Source organism: Staphylococcus pseudintermedius (assembly GCF_034042775.1).
Lineage (GTDB): Bacteria > Bacillota > Bacilli > Staphylococcales > Staphylococcaceae > Staphylococcus > Staphylococcus pseudintermedius.
Map to the genome: position 1 here is coordinate 1,125,407 of NZ_CP120150.1, position 26,660 is coordinate 1,152,066.

The 26,660-nt window shown below is 37.8% G+C and carries 21 protein-coding genes, 1 riboswitch and 1 other annotated feature; all 21 genes read left to right on the plus strand.

Annotated features, from left to right (window positions below; translation table 11 throughout):
* Positions 1-51 precede the first annotated feature (51 nt).
* The 21 genes from P3U61_RS05335 to rplT all read left to right on the plus strand — a co-directional run bounded on the left by P3U61_RS05335 (position 52) and on the right by rplT (position 26,612).
* Positions 52-1,284 carry an NADP-dependent malic enzyme gene (locus P3U61_RS05335; protein ID WP_014613674.1) on the plus strand — a complete coding sequence of 411 codons (1,233 nt, stop codon included), beginning with the start codon at positions 52-54 and terminating at the stop codon, positions 1,282-1,284.
* A 44-nt stretch (positions 1,285-1,328) separates the two neighbouring features.
* Positions 1,329-2,189 carry an acetyl-CoA carboxylase, carboxyltransferase subunit beta gene (accD, locus tag P3U61_RS05340; RefSeq protein ID WP_014613675.1) on the plus strand — a complete coding sequence of 287 codons (861 nt, stop codon included), beginning with the start codon at positions 1,329-1,331 and terminating at the stop codon, positions 2,187-2,189.
* On the plus strand, positions 2,189-3,133 hold the full coding sequence (locus P3U61_RS05345; protein WP_015729295.1) for an acetyl-CoA carboxylase carboxyltransferase subunit alpha: 945 nt from the start codon (positions 2,189-2,191) through the stop codon (positions 3,131-3,133). Before accD ends, P3U61_RS05345 begins: the two co-directional genes overlap by 1 nt.
* Before the next feature lie 563 nt (positions 3,134-3,696).
* Positions 3,697-4,665 (plus strand): 6-phosphofructokinase, encoded by a 969-nt coding sequence (gene pfkA, locus P3U61_RS05350; RefSeq protein WP_014613677.1) that lies wholly within the window; start codon positions 3,697-3,699, stop codon positions 4,663-4,665.
* An 18-nt stretch (positions 4,666-4,683) separates the two neighbouring features.
* On the plus strand, positions 4,684-6,444 hold the full coding sequence (gene pyk, locus P3U61_RS05355) for a pyruvate kinase (RefSeq protein ID WP_014613678.1): 1,761 nt from the start codon (positions 4,684-4,686) through the stop codon (positions 6,442-6,444).
* A 423-nt stretch (positions 6,445-6,867) separates the two neighbouring features.
* Positions 6,868-7,986, plus strand: coding sequence for a citrate synthase (locus P3U61_RS05360; protein WP_014613679.1), 1,119 nt, complete (start codon positions 6,868-6,870; stop codon positions 7,984-7,986).
* Positions 7,987-8,031: 45 nt separating this feature from the next.
* On the plus strand, positions 8,032-9,294 hold the full coding sequence (icd, locus tag P3U61_RS05365; RefSeq protein ID WP_014613680.1) for an NADP-dependent isocitrate dehydrogenase: 1,263 nt from the start codon (positions 8,032-8,034) through the stop codon (positions 9,292-9,294).
* A gap of 318 nt (positions 9,295-9,612) precedes the next feature.
* On the plus strand, positions 9,613-10,317 hold the full coding sequence (locus tag P3U61_RS05370; protein WP_070407811.1) for a response regulator transcription factor: 705 nt from the start codon (positions 9,613-9,615) through the stop codon (positions 10,315-10,317).
* Positions 10,318-12,018 carry a two-component system histidine kinase PnpS gene (gene pnpS, locus P3U61_RS05375; RefSeq protein WP_100006546.1) on the plus strand — a complete coding sequence of 567 codons (1,701 nt, stop codon included), beginning with the start codon at positions 10,318-10,320 and terminating at the stop codon, positions 12,016-12,018. It begins immediately after the preceding gene.
* Positions 12,019-12,750: 732 nt separating this feature from the next.
* Positions 12,751-15,378 (plus strand): DNA polymerase I, encoded by a 2,628-nt coding sequence (gene polA, locus P3U61_RS05380; RefSeq protein ID WP_096636515.1) that lies wholly within the window; start codon positions 12,751-12,753, stop codon positions 15,376-15,378.
* 19 nt (positions 15,379-15,397) lie between these two features.
* On the plus strand, positions 15,398-16,270 hold the full coding sequence (gene mutM, locus P3U61_RS05385; protein WP_063284416.1) for a bifunctional DNA-formamidopyrimidine glycosylase/DNA-(apurinic or apyrimidinic site) lyase: 873 nt from the start codon (positions 15,398-15,400) through the stop codon (positions 16,268-16,270).
* A 13-nt stretch (positions 16,271-16,283) separates the two neighbouring features.
* Complete coding sequence (gene coaE / locus P3U61_RS05390) at positions 16,284-16,907, plus strand: dephospho-CoA kinase (RefSeq protein WP_014613685.1); 624 nt, start codon at positions 16,284-16,286, stop codon at positions 16,905-16,907.
* Positions 16,908-17,113: 206 nt separating this feature from the next.
* The gene (locus P3U61_RS05395) at positions 17,114-18,130 is read left to right on the plus strand and encodes a glyceraldehyde-3-phosphate dehydrogenase (RefSeq protein WP_037542830.1); all 1,017 of its coding nucleotides are present in this window, start codon (positions 17,114-17,116) and stop codon (positions 18,128-18,130) included.
* A 196-nt stretch (positions 18,131-18,326) separates the two neighbouring features.
* Positions 18,327-18,794: a transcriptional regulator NrdR gene (nrdR, locus tag P3U61_RS05400; protein ID WP_014613687.1), complete on the plus strand. Its 468-nt coding sequence runs from the start codon at positions 18,327-18,329 to the stop codon at positions 18,792-18,794.
* A gap of 3 nt (positions 18,795-18,797) precedes the next feature.
* The gene (locus P3U61_RS05405; protein WP_015729291.1) at positions 18,798-20,171 is read left to right on the plus strand and encodes a replicative helicase loading/DNA remodeling protein DnaB; all 1,374 of its coding nucleotides are present in this window, start codon (positions 18,798-18,800) and stop codon (positions 20,169-20,171) included.
* Positions 20,171-21,094 carry a primosomal protein DnaI gene (dnaI, locus tag P3U61_RS05410; protein WP_014613689.1) on the plus strand — a complete coding sequence of 308 codons (924 nt, stop codon included), beginning with the start codon at positions 20,171-20,173 and terminating at the stop codon, positions 21,092-21,094. The genes P3U61_RS05405 and dnaI overlap by 1 nt, the downstream gene beginning before the upstream one ends.
* A 317-nt stretch (positions 21,095-21,411) precedes the next feature.
* Positions 21,412-23,349, plus strand: a complete 1,938-nt coding sequence (gene thrS, locus P3U61_RS05415; protein ID WP_014613690.1) for a threonine--tRNA ligase — start codon at positions 21,412-21,414, stop codon at positions 23,347-23,349.
* 60 nt (positions 23,350-23,409) lie between these two features.
* Positions 23,410-23,581: riboswitch (Lysine riboswitch) on the plus strand.
* 135 nt (positions 23,582-23,716) lie between these two features.
* Entirely contained in the window at positions 23,717-25,225 is a 1,509-nt protein-coding gene (locus tag P3U61_RS05420) for an amino acid permease (protein ID WP_014613691.1), read from the plus strand.
* A 41-nt stretch (positions 25,226-25,266) separates the two neighbouring features.
* Positions 25,267-25,403, plus strand: a sequence feature (ribosomal protein L20 leader region).
* Positions 25,404-25,427: 24 nt separating this feature from the next.
* Positions 25,428-25,955 (plus strand): translation initiation factor IF-3, encoded by a 528-nt coding sequence (gene infC, locus P3U61_RS05425; RefSeq protein WP_014613693.1) that lies wholly within the window; start codon positions 25,428-25,430, stop codon positions 25,953-25,955.
* Positions 25,956-25,980: 25 nt separating this feature from the next.
* Positions 25,981-26,181, plus strand: a complete 201-nt coding sequence (rpmI, locus tag P3U61_RS05430) for a 50S ribosomal protein L35 (RefSeq protein WP_014613694.1) — start codon at positions 25,981-25,983, stop codon at positions 26,179-26,181.
* Positions 26,182-26,255: 74 nt separating this feature from the next.
* Positions 26,256-26,612, plus strand: a complete 357-nt coding sequence (gene rplT, locus P3U61_RS05435; protein WP_014613695.1) for a 50S ribosomal protein L20 — start codon at positions 26,256-26,258, stop codon at positions 26,610-26,612.
* Positions 26,613-26,660 lie beyond the last annotated feature (48 nt).

Here is a 26,660-nt window from a genome sequence, read left to right on the forward strand (position 1 = left end):
AAAAGAGGACTTAAAAAATAGTTGGAATTTGAAAATGGGAGATGATTATGAATGTCCTTAAGAGATGATGCACTGCAAATGCATAAAGAAAATCATGGAAAATTAGCCGTTAGTCCAAAAGTTAAGGTAACGAATAAAGAGGAATTAAGCTTAGCCTATTCTCCAGGTGTAGCTGAACCTTGTAAAGATATACATGAAAGACCGAGTCGTGTTTATGATTATACAATGAAAAGTAACATGGTGGCCGTTATTTCAGATGGTACTGCTGTTCTCGGACTCGGAAATATCGGTGCTGAAGCGAGTATCCCGGTTATGGAGGGAAAAGCTGTACTGTTCAAAAGTTTCGCAGGCGTTGATGCCTTCCCATTGTCACTTGCAACGAATGACACAGAAGAAATTATCCGTACAGTGAAACTCGTGGAACCTAATTTTGGCGGTGTCAATTTAGAGGACATTTCTGCACCGCGTTGTTTTGAAATTGAAGAACGCCTGAAAAAAGAGACAAGAATTCCAGTTTTTCATGATGATCAGCATGGTACGGCTATCGTAACAGTAGCCGGTTTAGTCAATGCATTACGTATTGTTGATAAAGACTTAGCGGATATTAAAGTAGTACTTAACGGTGCGGGTGCTGCCGGTATTGCGATTGTTAAATTACTTTATTCATATGGTGTACGTCATATGATTATGTGTGATTCTAAAGGTGCCATTTATGAAGGGCGTCCATATGGGATGAATGAAACGAAAGATACTGTAGCGAAATGGACGAATAAAGATAAAATTGAAGGAAAATTGGTTGATGTCATCGAAGACGCAGATGTTTTCATCGGTGTCTCAGTTGCAGATGCACTCTCTGAAGAAATGGTACAGTCTATGAATGATGATGCTATTATTTTCGCAATGGCAAACCCAAACCCTGAAATTACGCCAGACAAAGCTAAGCATGCAGGTGCTAAAGTTATTGGTACAGGACGTTCAGATTTTCCAAACCAAATTAATAATGTATTGGCATTCCCAGGTATTTTCCGTGGTGCATTAGATGTACGTGCGACTCATATCAATGAAGAAATGAAACGTGCAGCTGTTGAAGCGATTGCTAACTTAATTACGGATGAAGAGCGCAACCCAGATTACGTTATTCCTGGTCCGTTCGATTATCGTGTTGCGCCGTCTGTAGCACGAGAAGTAGCACGTGCAGCGATGGAATCAGGAGTAGCCCGTATCGAAGTCGACCCAGACGATGTATATGAGAAGACGTTATCACTCACAGATTTAAAGAAATAATACAAGCTTGATTGATAGCCCATGGAAAAGTGGAGGTAATAAAGATGTTTAAAGACTTTTTTAACCGTAATTCTAAAAAGAAAAAATATGTTACGGTTCAAGATTCGAAACAAAATGAAGTTCCTGAAGGCATAATGACGAAATGTCCAAACTGTAAAAAAATAATGTACACAAAAGAGCTCACTGAAAATTTAAATGTATGTTTTAATTGTGATCATCATATTCAATTATCAGCTTATGGCCGTATTGAAGCAATTGCCGATAATGGAACTTTTGAAGAATTTGATAAAGGGATGACCTCTGCAAATCCGTTAAACTTTCCTGGCTATGAAGAAAAGGTTGAAAAAGACCAAGAGAAAACAGGATTAAATGAAGCGATTGTCACTGGAACTGCAGAACTCAATGGCATTAAGTTTGGTATTGGCGTCATGGACCCGAGATTTAGAATGGGGAGTATGGGTTCTGTAGTCGGTGAAAAAATTTGTCGTATTGTCGATCATTGTACAGAAGAGCGACTCCCATTCGTCTTATTTACGGCTTCTGGTGGGGCACGTATGCAAGAAGGAATTATTTCGCTCATGCAAATGGCTAAAACAAGTGTATCGTTAGAAAAACACTCTGATGCAGGTCTATTATTCATTTCCTATATGACACATCCGACAACAGGTGGTGTATCTGCAAGTTTTGCATCAGTAGGTGATATTAACTTGGCAGAACCGAAAGCCTTAATCGGGTTTGCAGGCCGACGTGTTATCGAGCAGACAATTAATGAAAAATTACCTGATGATTTCCAAACGGCTGAGTTTTTATTAGAACATGGTCAGCTTGATAAAGTTGTGCATCGTAGTGAAATGAAGAAAACGTTAGCGACGTTATTTGATATGCATCGTGAGGTGGAAAAGTAATGCTTGATTTTGAAAAACCGATCCAAGACATACAAACTAAAATTGAATCATTGAAAGAAACGCAAGCGAAAAATGATGTCGATTTATCAGATGAAATCGAAATTCTTGAAGCCGCATTGCAAACAGAAAAAGAAAAGATTTACACTTCCTTAAAACCGTGGGATCGTGTTCAAATAGCAAGATTACCTGAAAGACCGACTGTACTCGACTATATTCCATACATTTTTGATGATTTTATCGAATTACATGGCGATCGTAACTTTAGAGATGACCCAGCTATCGTAGGGGGATTAGCCTATTTCAATGGTCAACCTGTGACAGTGATTGGTCAACAGCGCGGTAAAGATACGAAAGATAATATTTACCGTAACTTTGGTATGGCGCACCCTGAAGGTTATCGAAAAGCGTTGAGATTGATGAAAGAAGCCGAGAAGTTTAATCGTCCTATTTTTACATTTATTGATACGAAAGGCGCATATCCAGGTAAAGCAGCCGAAGAACGTGGTCAAAGCGAGTCAATCGCACGTAACCTTGTTTCAATGGCAGGGTTAACAGTACCTGTCATTTCAATTGTGATTGGTGAAGGTGGAAGCGGTGGCGCATTAGGTCTTGGTGTGAGTAATCGTTTATTGATGTTAGAAAACAGTACATACTCTGTCATTTCACCAGAAGGCGCGGCTGGTATTTTATGGAAAGACAGTTCTCTGGCTAAAATTGCTGCAGAAACGATGAAAATAACAGCATACGATTTGCTAGAATTAAACATTATTGACGAAGTGGTGAAAGAGCCGTTAGGTGGCGCGCATCATGACGTTGAGATGTTAGCGAAACGCATTAAGCAAAAGTTTACCAAGCATTTAGCATCGTTTGAACATATGACACCTACTGATATTAAAGAAGATCGTTTTGAAAAATTCCGCAATATTGGTTCGTTTGTTGAATAAGTCTATGTAAAAAGCATAGTATGAAGTCTCTGAATTATGAGACTTCATACTATTTTTTGATATACTTGTTTTGCTTATAGAGGCTATTAATTTTGAATTGAACTGTTTGATGAAAGGGCAGTCAAGTCATCAAGTGAATTAATCAATGCACTTAATAGGCATATCCTGCACGATTCACCATTTTCAATATGGCAATGAATCGTTACGTTCTATATTGATATACAAAAATAATTGTGTCATCTATAATAGTATGTGAAGAAATAAGCAAAGTTGTGCGTTGAATATCACTATGGAATATTTTTTAATTTTTAGTAGAATTATAGCAAAAAATCTTAAAATGCGCATTTTTGGGTATATTATTGATACACCATAGATTCAACAGTGTGTGATTTAAATTGCTTTTACAATTGAATGAAAGTGCTATGAAAACATGAAATATGGCGGATTGATGAATTCATTTGAATAAACCGTTTTCATTTGTTTTTGTATTTATTTATGATGGAATGCGCAATGAAATTGTGGTATTTTTAACATAACAACTATGCAAGAAAGGGTATGTCTACATGAAAAAAATTGCAGTTTTAACAAGTGGCGGAGATTCTCCGGGGATGAATGCAGCAATTCGAGCAGTTGTAAGAAAAGCGCTTTATCACAATATTGAAGTCTATGGTGTGTATCAAGGTTATCAAGGTTTAATCAATGACGACATTCGCAAACTCGAGTTGGGTTCAGTTGGCGATATTATTCAACGTGGGGGTACTTTCTTATATTCAGCACGTTGCCCAGAATTTAAAGAAAAAGAAGTACGCCAAAAAGGGATTGAAAATCTTAGAAAGCGTGGGATTGAAGGTTTAGTCGTTATTGGTGGCGATGGAAGTTACCGTGGTGCACAACGTATTAGTGAAGAGTGTAAAGAAATTCAAACGATTGGTATTCCAGGTACAATTGATAACGATATTAATGGTACTGATTTTACAATCGGTTTTGATACAGCGTTAAATACAATTATTGAATCTGTGGACAAAATCCGAGATACTGCTTCAAGCCACGCACGCACTTTTATCATTGAAGTTATGGGCCGTGACTGTGGAGATTTAGCATTATGGTCAGGTTTAGCTGTAGGCGCTGAAACAATCATTTTACCCGAAACAGAGACAGACATTAAAGATATCGCAGAAAAAATTCAACATGGTATTGATAGAGGTAAAAAGCATTCTATTATCATTGTTGCAGAAGGTTGTATGACGGGTGATATGTGCGCATCAGAATTAACAAAATATATTAATGTTGATGCACGTGTATCTGTGCTCGGCCATATTCAACGTGGCGGTAGCCCAACAGGTGCAGACCGAGTACTTGCATCACGTTTAGGGGGCTATGCTGTTGAGCTTTTACTTAACGGCGAAACGGCGAAAGGTGTCGGCATTAAAGACAACCGATTAGTTGCGACTAATTTTGATGAAATTTTTAACACTTCAGAACGTCAAATTAACCAACGTATGTTAGGTTTAACTGAAGAATTATCTATATAATTATAGGAGGCATTTCCAATGAAAAAAACTAAAATCGTTTGTACGATTGGACCAGCATCAGAATCAGAAGATATGTTAGAAAAGTTAATGAAAGCAGGTATGAATGTTGCGCGATTAAACTTTTCACATGGCTCACATGATGAACATGCAGCACGTATTCGTTCAATTCGTAAAATAGCGAAAAAGTTAGAGAAAAATATTGGTATCTTACTTGATACTAAAGGACCTGAAATCCGTACGCATGACATGAAAGATGGCATCATTACGCTTGAGAAAGGCTCACATGTCATCGTGAGCATGCAGGAAGTTGAAGGTACAGCGGAAAAGTTCTCTGTCACATACGAAAACTTAATTAACGATGTTGAAGTCGGTTCATTTATTTTATTAGATGATGGCTTGATTGAATTAGAGGTAGAATCTATTGATCATGCAGCAGGTGAAGTTCACTGTAAAGTTTTAAATACGGGAGAACTTAAAAATAAAAAAGGTGTTAACTTACCAGGAGTACGTGTCAACTTACCAGGTATTACAGATAAAGATGCGGAAGATATTCGTTTTGGTATCGAACAAGACGTTGACTTTATTGCGGCAAGTTTCGTTCGTCGTGCAAGTGACGTTTTAGAAATCCGTAAAATTTTAGAAGAAGTGGGCAACCGTACAATTAGCATTATCCCTAAAATCGAAAATCAAGAAGGTATCGATAATATTGAAGAAATTCTTGAAGTTTCTGACGGCTTAATGGTAGCCAGAGGGGATATGGGTGTTGAAATTCCACCAGAAGCAGTGCCGATTGTACAAAAAGATTTAATCCGTAAATGTAATAAGCTAGGGAAACCAGTTATTACTGCAACACAAATGTTAGACTCAATGCAACGTAATCCTCGTGCGACACGTGCAGAAGCGTCTGACGTAGCGAACGCGATTTACGATGGTACAGATGCGGTAATGCTTTCAGGTGAAACTGCAGCAGGGGCTTATCCAGAAGAAGCTGTTAAAGCAATGCATGATATCGCAGTAGCTGCTGAACAAGCTCAAAACTACAAGCAACTGTTATCAGACCGTACGAAACTTGTTGAAACTTCGCTCGTAAACGCAATTGGTGTATCTGCTGCACATACAGCCTTAAACTTAAGTGTTAAAGCGATTGTGGCTGCAACAGAAAGTGGTAAAACTGCGCGTACGATTTCGAAGTATAGACCAAAATCTGACATTATCGCAGTAACACCATTCGAAACAACAGCGCGTCAATGTACACTTGTATGGGGTGTATATCCAGTTGTTCGTGAAGGTAACTTTACTACAGATGAATTATTGAACAATTCTGTAGCAACAGCTATCGAAAGCGAACGTGTTGAAAACGGTGATTTACTCATTATCATAGCAGGTGTACCAACAGGTGAATCTGGTACGACAAACTTGATGAAGTTACATCTTGTCGGTGAAGACTTAGCAAGTGGTCAAGGTATTGGTCGTAACTCAGCAGTAGGTCGTACAGTCGTTGTCAACAATGGTTCGGAATTAAAAGGTCGCGACTTAGACCAAGCTGTTATCGTGACACCATCAATTGACGAAAGCATTATCCCATATTTAGATCAGGCTGTAGCTTTAGTTACTGAAGAAGCTGGCTTAACTTCTTCAAGTGCTATCATTGGACTTGAAAAAGGTATTCCAACAGTTGTAGGTGTCAACAATGTCGTTGATACAATTCCTGATAACGCATTAGTTACAGTAGATGCGACGCAAGGTAGAGTTTATGAAGGTTATGCAAACGTACTATAATTTTTAAATAGATGATACGATATTAATTTTAAAAGGGTTGGTAAGGTGAATACGCCTTATCGCCCTTTTTTAAATGTAACGTTAAACAATTTTCTGGATAATAGTACGACTTTGGGTGTAAAAAGAGTTTAATTACACTCAAATTAATGTTTCTACAATTATACTCTGTCATCAAATCTTTTTATTATTAATGATAATGAATGCAAATGATGATGTGTTTTTTCTAAAATTAGCGATGAAAACATAAAAGAAAACGCTTTATATCAGTGTTTAAGAAATTAATGAAATCATTTTAACCCAATTATTATAAGATTATTCTGACATATGTCAGTTCTTAAAAAGTTCACAAAACGTATCATATTGGCTATAATAGTTATTGAAAGCCATTACAAAGAACGAATATAAAGTAAAGGGGAAATTCATATGGCAGAATTAATGAGAGGTCTAGAAGGGGTAATCGCAGCTGAAACAAAAATCAGTTCAATTATCGATAGCCAACTTACATATGCGGGCTACGATATAGATGATTTAACTGAAAATGCACAATTTGAAGAGATTGTTTTCTTATTGTGGAATTATCGATTACCCACGAAAAAAGAATTGTCAGAATTAAAAGAAAAATTATTTGAGTATATGACTTTAAATCCAAGAATGTATAGTCATTTTGAAGAATATACGACTGATAAAGTACATCCTATGACGGCTTTACGTACATCGGTTTCTTATTTAGCACACTTTGATGAAAATGCCGATGATAACGATGAAGAAGCATTACAAGAGCGTGCGATTCGTATCCAAGCCAAAATCGCATCACTCGTCGCTTCATTTGCAAGAGTAAGAGAAGGTAAAGAACCGGTTAAGCCTGATCCTGCTTTAAGTTATGCAGCAAATTTCTTATATATGCTTAGAGGCGAAAAACCGACTGATGTTGAGGTAGAAGGCTTTAATAAAGCATTGATTTTACATGCGGATCACGAATTGAATGCGTCTGCTTTTACAGCGCGTTGTGCGGTGTCATCATTATCAGATATGTATTCAGGTGTCACTGCTGCCGTATCATCATTAAAAGGACCGTTACATGGTGGTGCAAACGAACGCGTCATGCAAATGTTGACTGAAATCGGATCAGTGGACAACGTTGAAGGCTACTTACAAAAAGCATTTGCAAATAAAGATAAAGTAATGGGCTTCGGTCACCGCGTGTATAAAAATGGTGATCCACGTGCGAAATACTTGAAAGAAATGAGCCAAAAAATCACTAATGAAACTGGACAAAGTGAATTGTTCGATGTTTCTGTTAAAATTGCAGAAATCATGAAAGAAGAAAAAGGATTATTACCTAACGTTGACTTCTACAGTGCGACAGTATATCACAGTATGGGCATTGATCATGATCTCTTTACACCAATTTTTGCGGTAAGTCGTACATCTGGTTGGACTGCGCACATCTTAGAACAATTAAGAGATAATAGAATTATGCGTCCTCGTGCAACATATATCGGTGATGTTAACCGTAAATATGTACCGATTGAAGAACGCTAATGAAGTCTATATATTATAAAGTTTCAAAATTCGGAGGTATTAAACATGAGTGAAAAGATTGTAAAAACGGACAGCGGACTACAAGTTCCAAATCAACCTATCGTACCATTTATCATCGGCGACGGTATTGGGCCCGATATTTGGAAAGCAGCAAGTCGTGTCATCGATGCTGCCGTAGAAAAAGCTTATGCCGGTGAGAAAAAAATTGACTGGAAAGAAGTATTAGCCGGTCAAAAAGCATACGACCAAACGGGTGAATGGTTACCAGCAGAAACGTTAGACACAATTAAAGAATATTTAATTGCGATTAAAGGACCATTAACAACGCCAATCGGTGGCGGTATCCGTTCATTAAACGTAGCGCTACGTCAAGAATTAGACTTATTTAACTGTTTACGTCCAGTGCGTTGGTTTAAAGGTGTACCTTCACCAGTGAAACATCCAGAACAAACGGACATGGTCATCTTCCGTGAAAATACTGAAGACATTTACGCAGGTATCGAATTTAAAGAAGGTAGCGAAGAAGTTAAAAAAGTGATTGATTTCTTACAAAATGAAATGGGCGCTAAAAATATTCGCTTCCCTGAAACTTCTGGAATCGGTATTAAGCCAGTATCTAAAGAAGGGACAGAGCGTTTAGTACGTGCAGCCATTCAATATGCAATTGATAATAACCGTAAATCAGTAACACTTGTGCATAAAGGGAACATTATGAAGTTTACTGAAGGTGCGTTCAAACAATGGGGTTATGATTTAGCGGAAAATGAGTTCGGCGATCAAGTATTTACATGGCAACAATATGATCGTTTAGTTGAAGAAAAAGGAAAAGACGAAGCGAACAAAATTCAAGATCAAGCTGAGAAAGATGGCAAAATCATTATTAAAGATTCTATTGCAGACATCTTCTTACAACAAATTTTAACACGTCCAGCTGATCACGATGTTGTTGCGACAATGAACCTTAACGGTGACTATATTTCAGATGCATTAGCTGCGCAAGTCGGTGGCATTGGTATTGCACCAGGTGCGAACATTAACTCTGAAACAGGTCATGCAATTTTCGAAGCGACGCACGGGACAGCCCCGAAATATGCTGATTTAGACAAAGTGAATCCTTCATCGGTATTACTTTCAGGTGTGATGTTGTTAGAACACATAGGCTGGCAAGAAGCTGCGGATTTAATTACTAATTCTGTAGAAAAAACGATTGCTTCAAAAGTTGTGACATATGACTTTGCGCGTTTAATGGAAGGTGCAACTGAAGTAAAAACGTCAGAATTTGCAGATGAATTGATTAAAAATTTATAATAAGTTGATTAAAAGGCCGGGAATTTCCTGGCCCTTTATTTATGTTAAAAGCACGAATGAAATTCAAACATTGGATAAAGTCTATAGTCAAAAACACTTCCTTATCCATGCGCTGTTTTGAGATAATTTTCTCAGAAGGCTGACACTTCTGAGGGATAAAGTTGAAATCAAAATGGTGTCTTTTAAGTTTTGTAGAGGGGATGAGAATCTTTGATTTTTTACGCGAAAGTTAAGTTATTGTAAAGATGCTAAAAGATATATTATTTTTAAGACTATTTTAAGGTATAATGAAGTTAATCATAATAAGGAGGTACATATATGGCTCAAAGAGTGCTTGTCGTTGATGACGAACAATCCATTGTCACTTTGCTAAAATACAACCTCGAACAATCAGGTTATGTCGTTGAAGTGGCTCAAGATGGAGAGGAAGCGTTACAAAAAGAAAAAGAAACGAAACCCGACTTGATTGTATTGGATGTGATGTTACCGAAAAAGGATGGCATTGAAGTATGTAAAACGATTCGCTCAGATAAAAACCAAGTACCTATTTTAATGTTAACTGCAAAAGATGATGAATTTGATCGTGTGCTTGGTCTAGAGCTTGGCGCTGACGATTATATGACTAAGCCTTTTTCACCGAGAGAAGTAGTCGCACGTGTGAAAGCCATTCTTCGTCGTTCATCATTAGTGAATCATGTACAAAAAGAAGAAGAGGATGAAGATATTGTTATTGGTAGTATTAGAATTCGTCCTGACTTTTTTGAAGTATACCGCAATGATGAGTTGCTAGAGTTAACGCCGAAAGAATTTGAGTTGCTACTTTACTTAGTTGAACGTCAAGGTCGTGTCATAACGCGTGAACATATGTTAAATTCTGTGTGGAACTATGAATTTGCAGGTGATTCTCGAATTGTGGATGTACATATTAGTCATTTGCGAGATAAGTTAGAAGAAAATCCGAAGCAACCTCAGTTTATTAAAACAGTTCGCGGTTTAGGATATAAATTGGAGCGTCCTAAATAAATGATTAAATTTTACCATAAACTTTTAATCATACTTACAACAATCACTGTTGTAAGTTTTCTCATATTAGGCTTTATTGTACATAATAGTATTTATACGAAAACCGTTGAATACGAGAAGAAATCGCTTCTTAAAGATGCTGAACAAATTCTTGCATTTTATAAAGCGGGAAATAATCAACACATTCAAGAACTCACCAATCATTATCATAGTAATATTAAAATCATTGAAAATGATCAAACGACGGAGTTTAAAGGGGAGCGGAAACTTTCGATAGCAGAACGTCAAGATAGTCTTTTGCGGCAACTTAACACGAGAAATCCGATTTATCAACTCGATGGGAAGCAAGGCTATTATTGGTTTGGACATCAACAAGGTGAGACGACGATACTCATCACAGGTCATTTCGATATGGTTTATGAACTCCAACTTCAATTTTGGAAATACTTAATATTAGTAGGGATGATCATTTTAGCGTTGATTTACTTTACAGTGCGTTATATTAATCGAACTTATATTCAACCTATCAATGAAGTGTCCTACGCTGCGTCACTCCTTACTGAAGGGAATTTTCATGTCAGATTGCCTGAAAGCAGTGTGAAAGAGTTGCGCGAATTGTATGTGACAATTAATGTGTTGGCACGACGTTTAGAGCAGTTGAATAGCGAGCAAAAAATTCAACGGAATCGTCTTGTCACAACACTTGAAAATATTCCCAGTGCGATATTGATGATTGATAAAAATGGAAAAATTGTTATTGCGAATAAGACGTTTTATGAAGTTTTCAATGCATCGACCAATGTAGAAAATCAAGATTATGCGCGATATCTACATCCAACAATTAAGCAGCTCGTCGTTGAAGGGTTTCGAACTGAAAAAGCGATGTACAAACAAGTTGAAATTTCAATTAACCATATTCATCAAAAGTTCTTTGATACATCGTGTGTGCCTATCTTATCGCGTACGAAAAAGTCGTTACAAGGGATGGTCATCGTATTACATGATATTACACAATTGAAGAAACTGGAAAACTTACGTAGTGAATTTGTAGCGAATGTGTCACACGAATTGAAAACACCGATAACATCGATGAAAGGATTTACCGAAACACTTATTGATGGTGCGAAAAATGATGAAGCCTCTTTAGATTTGTTTTTAAACATCATCTTAAAAGAATCTAATCGCATTCAATCTCTAGTAGAAGATTTATTAGATTTATCGAAAATTGAACAGAACACGACGTTAGAAAAGCACTTAATTGATTTGTCGGATGTCGCTAAATCTTCATTTTCAGTCATTCAACCACTTGCGAATGAAAAGTCGATACAATTGATTGATCAAATAGAGCCAAATGTGACGGCGATGGCTGACGAAAATAAAATCTCTCAAGTTATCGTGAATTTAATGACGAATGCAGTCAACTATTCTCCTGAAAATCGAACGGTCACATTAGCGGTATATCGAGAAAATCAGCATCCAGTCATTGAAGTGATTGATCAAGGCATCGGTATAGGAGAAAAAGAAAAGTATCGTATTTTTGAAAGATTTTATCGTGTGGATAAAGCGAGAAGTCGTGATTCAGGTGGCACAGGGTTAGGCTTGTCCATTACGAAACATATTATCGAAGCTTATCAAGGGAATATCGAAGTGGCGTCTGAACTTGGAAAAGGGTCGAGATTTAAAGTTGTGTTACCAGAGTAATATGTTCACAAAACGGGAACAGTGATAACGTACACACAGTCGTTAAAACTGTTCTCGCTTTTCGTTATAATCGGTATAGAACATAAAAAACTTGATGCTATTGATGCCATATTTTTGTTAAACTTGCCTTCCCTACGAATTGTGTTTTTGATTGCCATTATGGCTTCACTTTACGAGGGAGTGGCCCTACCAGTCAATTCGGTTTGATTTAAAAGAATACTTAATCGATGTCGAATTGGATTTTGGGAGCAGTACAGTAATCCCATGCGGCACAAAGATTTCACCGTACTGCCTCTGCAAGGGTGACTCGACTTCTCAAAAGCTTATGCATTGAAAAGTCAGACAGTTACTGAGATAAACAGTAACCATGATTAAAGTAAAGAATTGATTGTTAGCAGTATGCACACATCTCCTCTGGCGTCTCAGCCTTCTGGACAATCTGGCATTAAATATAGTCACATAGGGTAAAGTTATGAATTGAAGAAAATCAATAGCATCCATTTTTATGTCCAATTACACCTTATTATTCGCCGGTATAATCATCATTCATGGATATGAGTCCATAAAAGATCTAGATTAGAAAACTTAATGTCCCGGTCTTATATCGTATCAACTATGGTACAATAGGCATTCCATTTTTGTTATAAAGTAGAAGTGTGTGTTACGCGCTTTATCGACATGATACATACGGATTATGATAAAATAGATACAAATCACGATGGAGGGAATAACGTGGACAAACTTATATTAATTGATGGTAATAGTTTAAGTTTTAGAGCTTTTTATGCATTGCCGTTGTTAAAAAATAAAGCAGGGATTCATACAAATGCTGTATATGGTTTTGCGCGTTTGTTAGAAAAGATTATCAAAGAAGAACAACCAACGCATTTTCTCGTGGCATTCGACGCTGGAAAAACGACCTTTAGACATGAGACGTATCAAGATTATAAAGGGGGCCGTCAAAAAACGCCACCTGAATTGAGTGAGCAGTTCCCATATATTCGCCAATTAATAGATGCCTATCAAATTCAACGTTATGAACTTGAAAACTATGAAGCAGATGACATTATTGGAACACTTAGTCGTGAAGCAGATCAAGCGGGCATGCAAACAATCATCATTACAGGGGACCGAGATTTAACGCAACTTGCTACAGATCAAGTGACGATCTATTATACGAAAAAAGGTGTGACGGACGTCGATCATTACACACCACAGTTTATTGCTGAAAAATATAATGGGCTTAAACCGTCTCAAATTATTGATTTAAAAGGCTTAATGGGTGACAGTTCTGACAATATTCCAGGTGTGGCAGGTGTCGGTGAAAAAACAGCGATGAAATTGTTAAATCAATTTGGAACAGTTGAAGGTGTTTATGATCATATTGAGGAAGTATCAGGTAAAAAGCTAAAAGAAAAGCTTGAAAATAGTCGTGATGATGCGTTAATGAGTAAAACTTTAGCGACGATTAATTGTGATAGTCCGATTACAGTATCACTCGAAGACACACGTTTACCTCAAAAAATGGATGAAAGTGCTAAAATCGAACTGTTCAAGTCGTTAGAATTCCGTCAGTTGCTTGATGGGATGGATGTCGAGGCAGACAACGCTACGGCGAGTCGAGATTTTGTCCCAACGACAAACATGTCAAAAGTAGATTTCACTCAATTGTCAGAAGCGGCCATTCACGTAGAAGTTGCGGGACCAAACTACCTAAAAGATGAGTTGTTAAAATTTGGTTTATACGATGGCGAACAATATGTAGTGATTCCATTTGACAAGGTCAATGAATATCCAGAGTTAGTGGCTTGGCTAGAAGATGAAACGACGCAAAAATGGGTACATGATGCGAAGAAAACGTACATTGCGATGAAACGTTCAGACATCGCCATTGAAAATGTCGTTTTTGATACAATGTTAGCGAGCTATATTATCGATCCGTCACGTACGATTGAAGATGTACATTCTGTCATGACGCATTTTGATCAAACGTTTGTACAAGATGATGTGTCGGTTTATGGTAAAGGCAAATCATTCCACATACCTGAAGATGGCATACTCGATAAACATATCGCTTCCATTTTAGACGCGATTCATGTTGTGCAACCGCAAATGATGACGATTCTTGAAGCGCATGAACAGACATCATTACTCTCAGAAATCGAGTTACCACTCGCGCTCATTTTAAGTGAAATGGAATATATCGGTATTCATACTGACATCGACACATTAAAAGAAATGGAAACAGTCATTCAAACAGAATTGGATCAGTTAATAGAACAAATTCATGAACAAGCTGGTGAAAAATTTAATATTAATTCACCTAAACAATTAGGCGTCATTTTATTTGAAAAACTTGAGTTGCCCGTCATTAAAAAAACGAAAACAGGTTATTCAACAGCGGTCGATGTGCTCGAAAAATTGCAAAATGCTCATCCAATTATCGACAACATTTTAACGTATCGTACGTTATCGAAATTGCAGTCGACTTATGTTGAAGGTTTACAAAAGGTGATTTGGGATGACGGTCGCATTCATACTCGTTTTAATCAAACACTTGCACAAACGGGACGTCTGTCTTCTGTTGATCCGAACTTGCAAAATATTCCAATTCGTTTAGAAGAGGGGCGTAAAATTCGTAAAGCGTTTAAGTCTACGCACGAAGATTATGTCATTCTTGCGGCGGATTACTCACAAATCGAATTACGTGTTTTAGCACATATAACAGGAGACCCAACGTTGCAACAAGCGTTTAATGATAATGAAGATGTTCATACCACAACAGCGATGAAAGTGTTTAATGTTGCAGCTGATGAAGTCACATCATTAATGCGTCGTCAAGCAAAAGCAGTAAACTTTGGTATCGTCTATGGCATTAGTGATTATGGACTCAGTCAAAGTTTAGGTATCACACGTAAAGAAGCACAGCGATTCATTGACGATTACTTGAACCATTTTCCAGGTGTGAAAGATTATATGGACAACATTGTGCAAGATGCCAAACAACAAGGTTATGTGGAGACATTATTAAAACGTCGTCGTTACATTCCTGACATTACGAGTCGTAACTTTAACTTACGTGGATTTGCTGAACGAACTGCGATGAACTCACCAATTCAAGGAAGTGCGGCAGATATTATCAAATTAGCGATGGTGCAATTCCACCGTGAAGTACAAAAGACATCATTTAAAGCTCAGTTATTATTACAAGTACATGATGAACTGATTTTTGAAGTGCCGAAAGATGAAGTAGATGAATTCGGCAAATTTGTTGAGGAAATTATGGCGCATGCATTACAATTAGATGTCCCATTAAGTGTAGAATCAGATTATGGGAAAACGTGGTATGATGCAAAATAGAAAGTAGGTATGACAATCAATGCCAGAATTACCAGAAGTCGAACATGTCAAACGTGGGATTACGCCGCATATTATGCACCAAAAGGTTATAGATGTGACGTTTTCTGAACCTGTCAAACGCGGCAAGTTAGAAGGGAAAGAAACGATAATTAAAGGGATTGACCTTGATGCTTTTGTGAAGTATACGGTCGGTTTTGAGATTGCTGATGTGCAACGCCGCAGTAAATATATTTTATTTCGTATCGAAAATGGGAATATTGAACGTATATTAATTTCTCATTTAGGGATGGCAGGTGCATTCTTTGTCGTGCAATCGCTCGATGACATTGCGATACCGAATTTTCGAAAGCATTGGCAAGTTGTTTTTCATTTAGAAAATGGTATTAAATTAGTCTATTCAGATATTCGCCGGTTTGGTGAGATTCGGAATGTCGAAAGTTTAGAGGCTTACCCATCAATTTTAGAGATTGCACCTGAACCTTTTGAACAAGAGGCGTTAGCCTATTATCTTGCTAAAAGTGATGAAAAGAAATATTTAAACAAAGCGATTAAACCCTTTATACTGGATCATCGTGTGATATCGGGTTGTGGCAATATTTATGCGTGTGAAGCGCTGTTTGATGCACAAATTCATCCGGAGAAAAAAGTAAAAGACTTGTCAATAGCGGAAAAGACAAAGTTATTTAATAGTGTAGTAAAAGTTTTAGAAATGGGTATTTTAAATGGTGGGACAAGTGTGGCAGATTATGTACATGCTGATGGTCAAAGAGGTACTATGCAAGATCATTTGAAAGTATATAAACAAAAGCGCTGTGCAACGTGTGAAACAGCGATTGAAACGGTTATTATTTCAGGACGAAATACACATTTTTGTCCAAATTGCCAAAGTTAGGATAGGTGAAATTATGCCCAAAGTCATTGGATTAACAGGTGGAATTGCTACTGGAAAATCGACAGTGGCAGAGTTACTCGCAATACATGGTTTTAAAATCGTCGACGCAGATGTTGCAGCAAGAAAAGCAGTTGCTAAAGGGACGGAAGGTTTAAAAAAAGTTCAAGCGCTATTTGGCGATGAAGCGATCAATGAAGATGGCGAAATGAATCGTACCTTTGTCGGACAACAAGTGTTTTATGACGATGAAAAAAGAAAACAACTTAATGCGATTGTGCATCCTATTGTCGGCAAAATGATGAATCAAGAGCGTGACCAATATTTAGCAGAGGGACATAATGTTATTATGGATATTCCACTGTTATTTGAAAATCATTTAGAAGCCACGGTAGATGAAGTTTGGCTCGTTTATGCGTCTGAACCGATACAACTCGATCGATTAATGGCGCGTAATGACTTGTCTATAGAAGATGCCAAAGCAAGAATCTATAGTCAAATTTCAATTGATAAAAAGAGTCGCATGGCGGATGTCGTCATTGATAATTTAGGTTCAAAGTTGGAATTAAAACAAAATTTAGAACAGATTTTAGTAGACAAAGGATTTTTAGAAGCTTATCATAGTGACTCAGAAGAATAGTGGATGATAACTGACGTAAATATCTATATAAATTCAGGAGCTTAGACATGCGTTTGTCTCAGCTCCTGAATTTTTTACGCTTTATGATTGTTTTGGCTGATGAAGTACAATAACAAAAAATAATAGTAGAAAACGGTTTCATTTTATCGCAATTATGATATACTGTTGATTATAAGTATAACACATTGATAAGGAGTGCTTTAAACATGACGACAAAGATTGCGATTAACGGTCTGGGGCGTATCGGCCGTATGGTTTTAAGAGTGGCATTAAATAGAGAAGATGTTGAGGTTGTAGCGATTAATGCAAGCTATCCACCTGAAACGATTGCGCATCTTATTAAGTATGACACAACACACGGACGCTTTAATCAGGCGGTTGAACCGATTGAAGATGGCATTCAAGTGAACGGTAAAAAAATTAAACTTGTGTCAGATCGTAATCCTGAAAATTTACCATGGGCAGCATTGGATATCGATATCGTAGTAGAAGCAACAGGTAAATTTAATCATGGCGATAAAGCAGATGCCCACATTCGTGCAGGTGCTAAAAAGGTGATTTTAACAGGGCCTTCAAAAGGAGGAGACGTGCAAACGATTGTTAAAGGTGTCAATGACCAAGATATCGATACAGAACGTTATGACATTTTTAGTAACGCATCTTGTACGACAAACTGTTTAGCACCGATTGCAAAATTATTAAATGATCGTTTTGGAATCGAAAATGGCTTAATGACGACAGTACATGCTGTGACAAATGACCAAAACAATTTAGATAATCCGCACAAAGATTTACGTCGAGCGCGTGCAGCTTTTGAAAGCATCATTCCAACATCAACAGGTGCAGCGAAAGCACTTGCACTTGTTTTACCAGAACTTGAAGGAAAAATGCATGGGATGGCGTTACGGGTGCCTACTAAAAATGTTTCACTCGTTGACCTAGTCGTCGATTTAAAACAATCTGTGACTAAAGAAGAAGTGAATCAATTATTTAAAGACAATGATTTGAATGGTGTTGTCGCTATTTCGGATGAACCACTAGTATCGGATGATTTTACGACTGATGCACATTCAGCAATTGTCGACACACCTTCAACAATCGTCATGGGAGATCGTAAAGTTAAGGTACTCGCATGGTATGACAATGAATGGGGTTATTCAACGAGAGTTGTCGATGTATTACAACAAATCGCTGCTCAAATTCCGAGCACAGTCGCACAATAAATCAAATACAAAAAAGTCGATGAGAATTGAATCATCGACTTTTTTGTATGTCTGGATATTAAAGTTTCAAATGGAACGCATCCATTTATTGTCAGTCAAGACACTATGATACTTGTCAGTTATCACCTAACTTTTGAAATCATGTCGTTTCATAGTATAATGAAACAAAAACTATGACTAAGAAGGTGACAAAGTCGTGAAATGTCCAAAATGCAATCATACCCAATCTCGAGTAGTGGATTCGAGACATGCAGATGATATGAATGCAATTAGAAGAAGACGTGAATGTGACAATTGTGGTACACGTTTCACTACTTTTGAACATATAGAAATGAGTCCGCTCATCGTCGTCAAAAAAGACGGTACACGTGAACAGTTCAATAGAGAAAAAATATTAAATGGCTTAGTGCGCTCGTGTGAAAAGCGACCAGTCCGTTTTCAACAATTGGAAGAAATTACGAATCAAGTTGAATGGAAATTGCGTGAAGAAGGTATTGCTGAAGTGTCTTCTAGAGACATAGGGGAGTATGTCATGAATTTATTAATGCATGTTGACCAAGTCTCTTATGTTCGATTTGCTTCTGTGTACCGGGAATTTAAAGATGTGGATCAATTATTACAATCTATGCAAGGGATATTGAAAGAAAACAAGCGGAGTGAATAACGAATGAATCATTTTATGTATCAAAATCAGTTGAGTCCGCACGACGGGTTTATCGTCATGCGTCCATTTCAATATCATGCAGTGCACTATGATATTTTAAATCGGTTATTCACACCGTTAATTGGCGCTGAAGCAATCGGTGTGTACCAATTTTTGAACCAATTTGAGTCTGCTACATTCGACCAAGGGTTTACACATTATACTATTATGTCCGAGTTAAAATTAAGCCTCGGTCGTTTTAGGGAGTTTTTAGATTTGTTGGAAGGCATTGGCCTGTTAAAAACGTTCGTCCGTCAATCTGAAAACACGACACAATTTGTGTATGAACTCATACCTCCGCCTACAGCAGAACGTTTTTTTAATGATCCGATGTTGTCGATTTATTTTTATGAAGCTGTCGGACAGGAACGGTATCATACATTGAAAAATCATTTTATGCCTACACAACTCGATTTGGCAGGATTTTCAAATGTGACGAAAAAGTTCACGGATGTTTTTAAAGTGCCTAAGAAACAAGCGGCCACTTCAGATGTAGCACTCAAAGCATCGCAATATCAAGGTGTTGATTTAACAGATGTGACGTTTGATTTTGAATTGTTGGCTGATATGTTGCAGACGCATTATGTGAGCCAAACGATTTTATCAGAACCGACAAAATCGCTTATTGTGCAATTGGCGACATTGTATCGTTTATCGCCTGATGTTATGAAAACGATTATTTTGAAATCGCTCAATGCAGACCAGTCTTTATCCGTTAAAGATTTACGTAAACAAGCACAAAGTTATTATTTAATGGAACATCAACAACAATTACCATCATTACAGCCGCAAGTGACAGTGACTGCTTCAGAACAAACGTCTGAAGCACAAGAAGAAACGGTCTCGAATTGGGATGAATGGTTTGCTTTAATGGATCAAACGAGTCCGATTGTCATGCTTACGGAATATGGAGGTTCTGAACCGCCGCGTTATCAAAAAGACATGGTGGAAGAATTAGTACAACGTGAAGGGTTTAATTTTGGAGTCATCAATATATTATTGCAATATGTGATGCAAAAAACGGATAATAACTTGCCGGAAAAATATGTCTATTCCGTTGCTTCAACGTGGAAAAAAAGTGGTGTGACGGACGCGCGTTCTGCATATGAAAAGGCGATGGAAATTCAAAAAAACCAGGAAAAATCAAAGCAAAAACGAATGGAAAGCTATTCTCAAAACACAAATGGTCCATTTTATAACAAAAAAGAAAAGCAACCGCGTTGGGTGACACATCCAGAAGAATACGAACAAAAAGAAGAAGATCAAGAAGCATTGGAAAAAGATCGTGCAGCGTTCTTGAAAAGATTAAAACAAAAGAGAAGGGCGGGTGAAGATTAATGAAAAGCTTTAATAGTATCATCGGTGGTAACAATGCTTTCGAACAAAAGATTCAACAAATTAAAAAGCAAGTATTAGCGGATCCAGATGTAAAAGCATTTTTAGCTGCACACCAATCTGAAGTAACGAATCGAATGATTGAGGAAGATTTGAACATCTTGCAAGAATATAAAGATCAGCAAAAGCGTTACGATGGGACACATACGTATGAAAATTGTCCTAATTTCGTGAAAGGTCACATTCCGGAATTGTATATTGATCAACAACACATCAAAATTCGTTACAAGCCTTGCCCATGTAAAATCAGGCACGACGAGGAACAAAATGCGAAAAGTATGATTACGTCATTTCATATGCATCCAGATACGTTAAACGCCAAAATTAAAGATATTTATATGACGCGACGCAATCGTTTAGATTTAGCAATGCAATTAGACGATTTAATCGATGCCATTATTGAAAAGCGTTCGGTCAAAGGTTTTTATTTATATGGTGAATTCGGTACAGGAAAGTCATTTATTTTAGGTGCGATTGCGAACGAGTTGAAAAATAATCGAGTCCCTTCGATGATTATTTATGTGCCAGAATTTATTCGAACATTAAAAAATGGTTTTAAAGATGGAACGACAGCAAAACGTATTGAACAAGTTCGTGAAGCGCGTGTATTATTTTTAGACGATTTAGGTGCTGAAGATATGACGCCTTGGGTACGTGATGAGGTGCTCGGTCCAATTTTGCATTACCGTATGATTCAAGAACTACCGACATTTTTCAGCTCAAATATGAATTTAGATGAATTAGAAACACATTTGGCTGATACGAAAAATGGTGTTGATCGAATGAAAGCGAAACGGATTATGGAACGTGTGAAAACTTTGAGCACGCCTTATTTGCTTGAAGGAGAAAATTATCGTAAGCATTGAAAATTTTAAAATTAGCGTTATAATATGTATATAAATCAATAATGTTGCTAAAGTTTGAGGATATGATATCGGTATCACTATGGTACAGGGAACTACTGTGATTGAGAATGTAGTGCATAGTCATCGATGTTACTCCCTCTATAGATAAATGGTGTTTGTAATGAATGCCCGGCTCAAGACCGTTATCTTATGTAGAGATGTCACAGGATAGGTATGTGACAAATTAGGGTGGTAACACGAAAACCTCGTCCCTTATGTTGGGATGGGGTTTTTTATTTTCTTCAATTTTAAGCAAAAATGTGAAATGGAGGATCATTATGGCAGAAATTAAAGTGCAGTTCCCAGATGGTAATGAAAAGGCGTTTGAAAAGGGTACGACAACAGAAGAAATTGCGCAATCCATTAGTCCAGGGTTACGAAAAAAAGCCGTTGCAGGTAAATTTAATCAACAATTGGTCGATTTAACACGTCCTTTAGAAGAAGATGGCGCAATTGAAATTATTACGCCGGGTAGTGACGAAGCGTTAGAAGTGTTACGACATTCCACAGCGCATTTAATGGCACAAGCATTAAAGCGATTGTACGGTGATGTACATTTCGGTGTCGGCCCAGTGATTGATGGTGGCTTCTACTATGATTTCGATATGGAAGAAAAGGTTTCAAGTGATGATTTCGAGAAAATTGAAAAGACTATGAAACAAATTATTGAAGAAAATCATAAAGTCGAGCGTCAAGTTGTTTCAAGAGATGAAGCGAAGGCATTTTTTGCAAACGATCCATATAAATTGGAATTAATTGAGGCGATTCCACAAGACGAACAAGTGACATTGTACAGTCAGGGTGAATTCACTGATTTATGTCGAGGCGTACACGTCCCAAGTACATCGAAAATTAAGGCGTTCAAATTGTTATCAACTGCTGGTGCGTATTGGCGTGGTGACAGTAATAATAAAATGTTGCAACGTATTTATGGTACAGCATTTTTCGACAAGAAAGACCTAAAAGCACATCTTCAATTGTTAGAAGAGCGTAAAGAGCGTGACCACCGCCGCATCGGTAAAGAAATGGAGCTCTTCACAAACAATCAACTTGTCGGCGCAGGTTTACCTTTATGGCTACCAAATGGTGCAACAATCCGCCGTGAAATCGAACGTTATATCGTAGACAAAGAAATTAGCCTCGGCTATGACCACGTCTATACACCTGTGATGGCTAATGTCGATTTGTACAAAACATCAGGGCACTGGGATCATTACCAAGAAGACATGTTCCCGCCAATGCAACTGGATGCGGATGAAGCGATGGTACTGAGACCGATGAACTGCCCACACCATATGATGATTTATGCTAACAAGCCCCATTCATATCGTGAGTTGCCAATTCGTATTGCGGAACTTGGTACAATGCACCGTTATGAAGCAAGTGGTGCTGTATCAGGATTACAGCGTGTGCGTGGGATGACTTTAAACGATGCGCATATCTTCGTGCGACCAGACCAAATTAAAGAAGAGTTCAAGCGTGTCGTTCAAATGATTTTGGATGTATATGAAGACTTTGGTTTTGAGGATTACAAATTCCGTTTAAGTTATCGTGATAAAGCGGATAAAGAAAAATATTATGACGATGATGACATGTGGAACACTGCTGAAGCGATGTTAAAAGAAGCAGTAGATGAAATGAACTTACCGTATGAAGAAGCGATTGGTGAAGCGGCGTTCTACGGTCCTAAATTAGATGTTCAAGTGAAAACGGCGATGGGTAAAGAAGAGACATTGTCGACAGCGCAACTTGACTTCTTATTACCGAAAAAGTTCGAACTTACTTACATTGGTAAAGATGGCGAACATCATCGACCAGTCGTCATTCACCGTGGTGTGGTTTCTACGATGGAACGTTTCGTAGCCTTTTTAACAGAAGAAACAAAAGGGGCGTTCCCAACTTGGTTAGCACCACAACAAGTTGAGATTATTCCAGTTAACAACGACTTGCATTACGATTACGCACGTCAAATTCACGACGAATTAAAATCTCAAGGTGTCCGTGTGCATATTGATGACCGTAATGAAAAAATGGGTTATAAAATCCGTGAAGCGCAAATGAAGAAGATCCCATATCAACTTGTTGTCGGGGATAAAGAACTTGAAAACAATGAAGTCAATGTCCGTCAATACGGTTCAAAAGACCAAAAAACTGTTGAAAAAGATACATTCATTTGGGACTTAGTCGATGAAATTCGTTTGAAAAAACAAAGATAATGTTGATAGGTGCACGACTATCATGTATAGTAATAAATGAAACAATTTATAATACGATTTGATTGAGTTAGAGGCGCAACTTTGATGAGTAGCGGTTGGGTTGTATGATGGTACAAAGCCCCAACATGTGAAAGGTAAAGTTGCCGAAACGGAAATGGACCATCGCCATTTCTCGTTGGGCTAGTGTTCGAAAGGCGCTAGACTGTCACAAATGTGATGTGCTACCGATTCATAAATAATGAGCAGCGGTGGCATCAACATAGATGTCATCACTGCTTTTATTTTTTACTAGGTTGAATGATTTGATATTTAACGAGCTTCACACAATTTGTCTTAACCTCTAAGCAATTAGGAAAGGATTAAGAAAATGAGTAATGAAAAAACAGAAAATCAACACGCAGTTCAACGCCATCTTAAAGACCGTCATATTTCGATGATCGCGATTGGTGGTGCGATTGGAACTGGACTGTTTATGACATCTGGAGGCGCTATTCATGATGCAGGGCCTTTAGGTGCACTTTTAGGCTATGCGATAATCGGTGTGATGGTGTTCTTTTTAATGACATCACTAGGGGAAATGGCGACGTATCTACCTGTTACGGGTTCGTTTAGCACATATGCCACGCGTTTTGTCGATCCGTCTTTAGGTTTTGCTTTAGGATGGAACTATTGGTTTAACTGGGTCATTACAGTAGCGGCCGACGTTACGATTGCTGCTCAAGTCATCCAATATTGGGCCCCCTTACAATTTTTACCTGCTTGGGCATGGAGTTGTATCTTCATGGTGATTATTTTTAGCCTTAATGCCTTGTCTGTCAAAGTATATGGTGAAAGTGAATATTGGTTCGCATTCATCAAAGTGGCGACGGTGATTGTCTTTATTATTGTAGGTTTATTGACAATTTTAGGAATTATGGGCGGTCAAGCAGTGGGCTTTGATACATTTACAACTGGTGACGCACCAATCTTAGGTGACGGTTTTGGTGGTAGTTTACTCGTTGTGTTCGGCGTGTTCTTAGTCGCTGGGTTCTCGTTCCAAGGTACTGAGTTAGTGGGGATTACTGCAGGTGAGTCTGAAAATCCTCAGCGTGCCGTACCGAAAGCAATTAAGCAAGTGTTCTGGAGAATTTTACTCTTTTATATTTTAGCAATCTTCATTATCGGGATGCTTATTCCTTACAATTCTTCTGCCTTAATGGGCGGTGGGGATGACATTGCAACTTCTCCATTTACACTCGTCTTTAAAAATGCAGGACTCGCGTTTGCTGCCTCATTTATGAATGCCGTAATTTTAACATCTGTATTATCGGCGGGTAACTCTGGGATGTATGCAAGCACACGTATGCTGTATTCGATGGGGAAAGACGGACTCGCATCTAAAGCATTTAGTCGTACAAATAAAAACGGCACACCAATCTTGTCGATGTTATCTACAGCGCTGATTGTTGTGTTGATTTTTGTATTACAACATGTCAGTGGCGATGCGTACGAATATATTGTTGCAGCGAGTGGTCTGACAGGCTTTATCGCATGGGTAGGTATTGCGGTCAGTCATTATCGTTTCCGAAAAGCGTTTGCGGCACAAAATTACGATGTTCAAAAATTAAAGTATCAAGCGAAGTGGTTCCCATTTGGTCCGATTCTCGCAGCTGTGCTTTGTATTATTGTTATCATCGGACAAGATGTTGATTTTATTCAAACGGGTGATTTTGATATCAATCGATTTTTAATTACTTATATGGGTATACCAGTATTTTTAGCGTTCTTCATCTATCATAAAGTCCGCTATAAAACGAAATTGATTCCATTAAAAGACGTCAACTTAGATCCGAATGTGGAAACAGTTGAAAAAAACTTTCAAAAAAACATTGACTAATATACACTGAGTTGGTATAATTGTATCTGTTGAATACGAAACGGACCAAGTAGAAGCATCCCGCTTCTCACCTGTAGCGACGCAACAAGCTGTTGGCAGGTTAACGATTAAACATGTAGTGTATGTTCATGTTGACGTGAGAAGCGGGGGTTAGATACCCTCGCTTTTTTTCGTACTTGGACCATTCGTAAACTTTTTGGAGGTGTCAACCATAGCTAAAGATCAAACGCAAGTTAACGAAAAGATTCGCGCAAAAGAATTACGTGTCATCGGACAAAATGGTGACCAAATCGGATTGAAGTCTAAAAATGAAGCATTGGAAATGGCAGATCGACTTGGTTTGGATGTAGTCGTTGTTGCGCCAAATGCTAAACCACCTGTTGCTCGTATTATGGATTACGGCAAATACAAATTCGAGCAACAGAAAAAAGAAAAAGAGATGAAGAAGAAACAAAAAATCATCAACGTTAAAGAAATCCGTTTAAGCCCTACGATTGAAGAACACGACTTCAATACGAAGCTTAAAAACGGACGCAAGTTTTTAACAAAAGGTGACAAAGTTAAAGTTTCAATTCGTTTCAGAGGGCGTGCGATTACGCATAAAGAAATTGGACAACGCGTGTTAGAGCGATATGCTGAAGCGTGCCAAGACCTTGCAACAATCGAGCAAAAGCCGAAAATGGAAGGTCGTCAAATGTTCCTTATGTTAGCCCCAATTAATGAAAAATAAAAAGTGATAATAGGAGGAAAACATCATGCCTAAAATGAAAACCCACCGCGGAGCTGCGAAACGTGTAAAAAGAACTGGATCTGGTCAACTTAAACGTTCTAGAGCATACACTTCACACTTATTCGCTAACAAATCTACAAAGCAAAAGCGTCAATTACGTAAAGCTTCATTAGTATCAAAAAGCGATGCAAAACGTGTAAAACAATTATTAACATACGTTAAATAATCATTCTAAAGTACGAAAATATATGAGAGGTATGGCAGAAGCGCATACCGTAGAGATAAAAGGAGGAGTTTATTATGCCACGTGTTAAAGGTGGAACAGTAACAAGAGCGCGTCGTAAAAAGACAATCAAATTAGCTAAAGGTTACTTCGGTGCGAAAAGCACATTATATAAAGTTGCAAAACAACAAGTTATGAAATCAGGTCAATATGCATTCCGTGACCGTCGTCAAAGAAAACGTGATTTCCGTAAATTATGGATTACACGTATCAATGCGGCTGCACGTCAACACGACATGAGTTACTCTCGTTTAATGAACGGTTTAAAACAAGCGGGTATCGACGTTAACCGTAAAATGTTATCAGAAATCGCAATCTCAGATGAGAAAGCATTTGCTGAATTAGTAAATCAAGCGAAAGCAGCTTTAAAATAGTAGAGAAAGAGTTGGGGTCTATTGTGACGCGCCAACTCTTTTTCATTA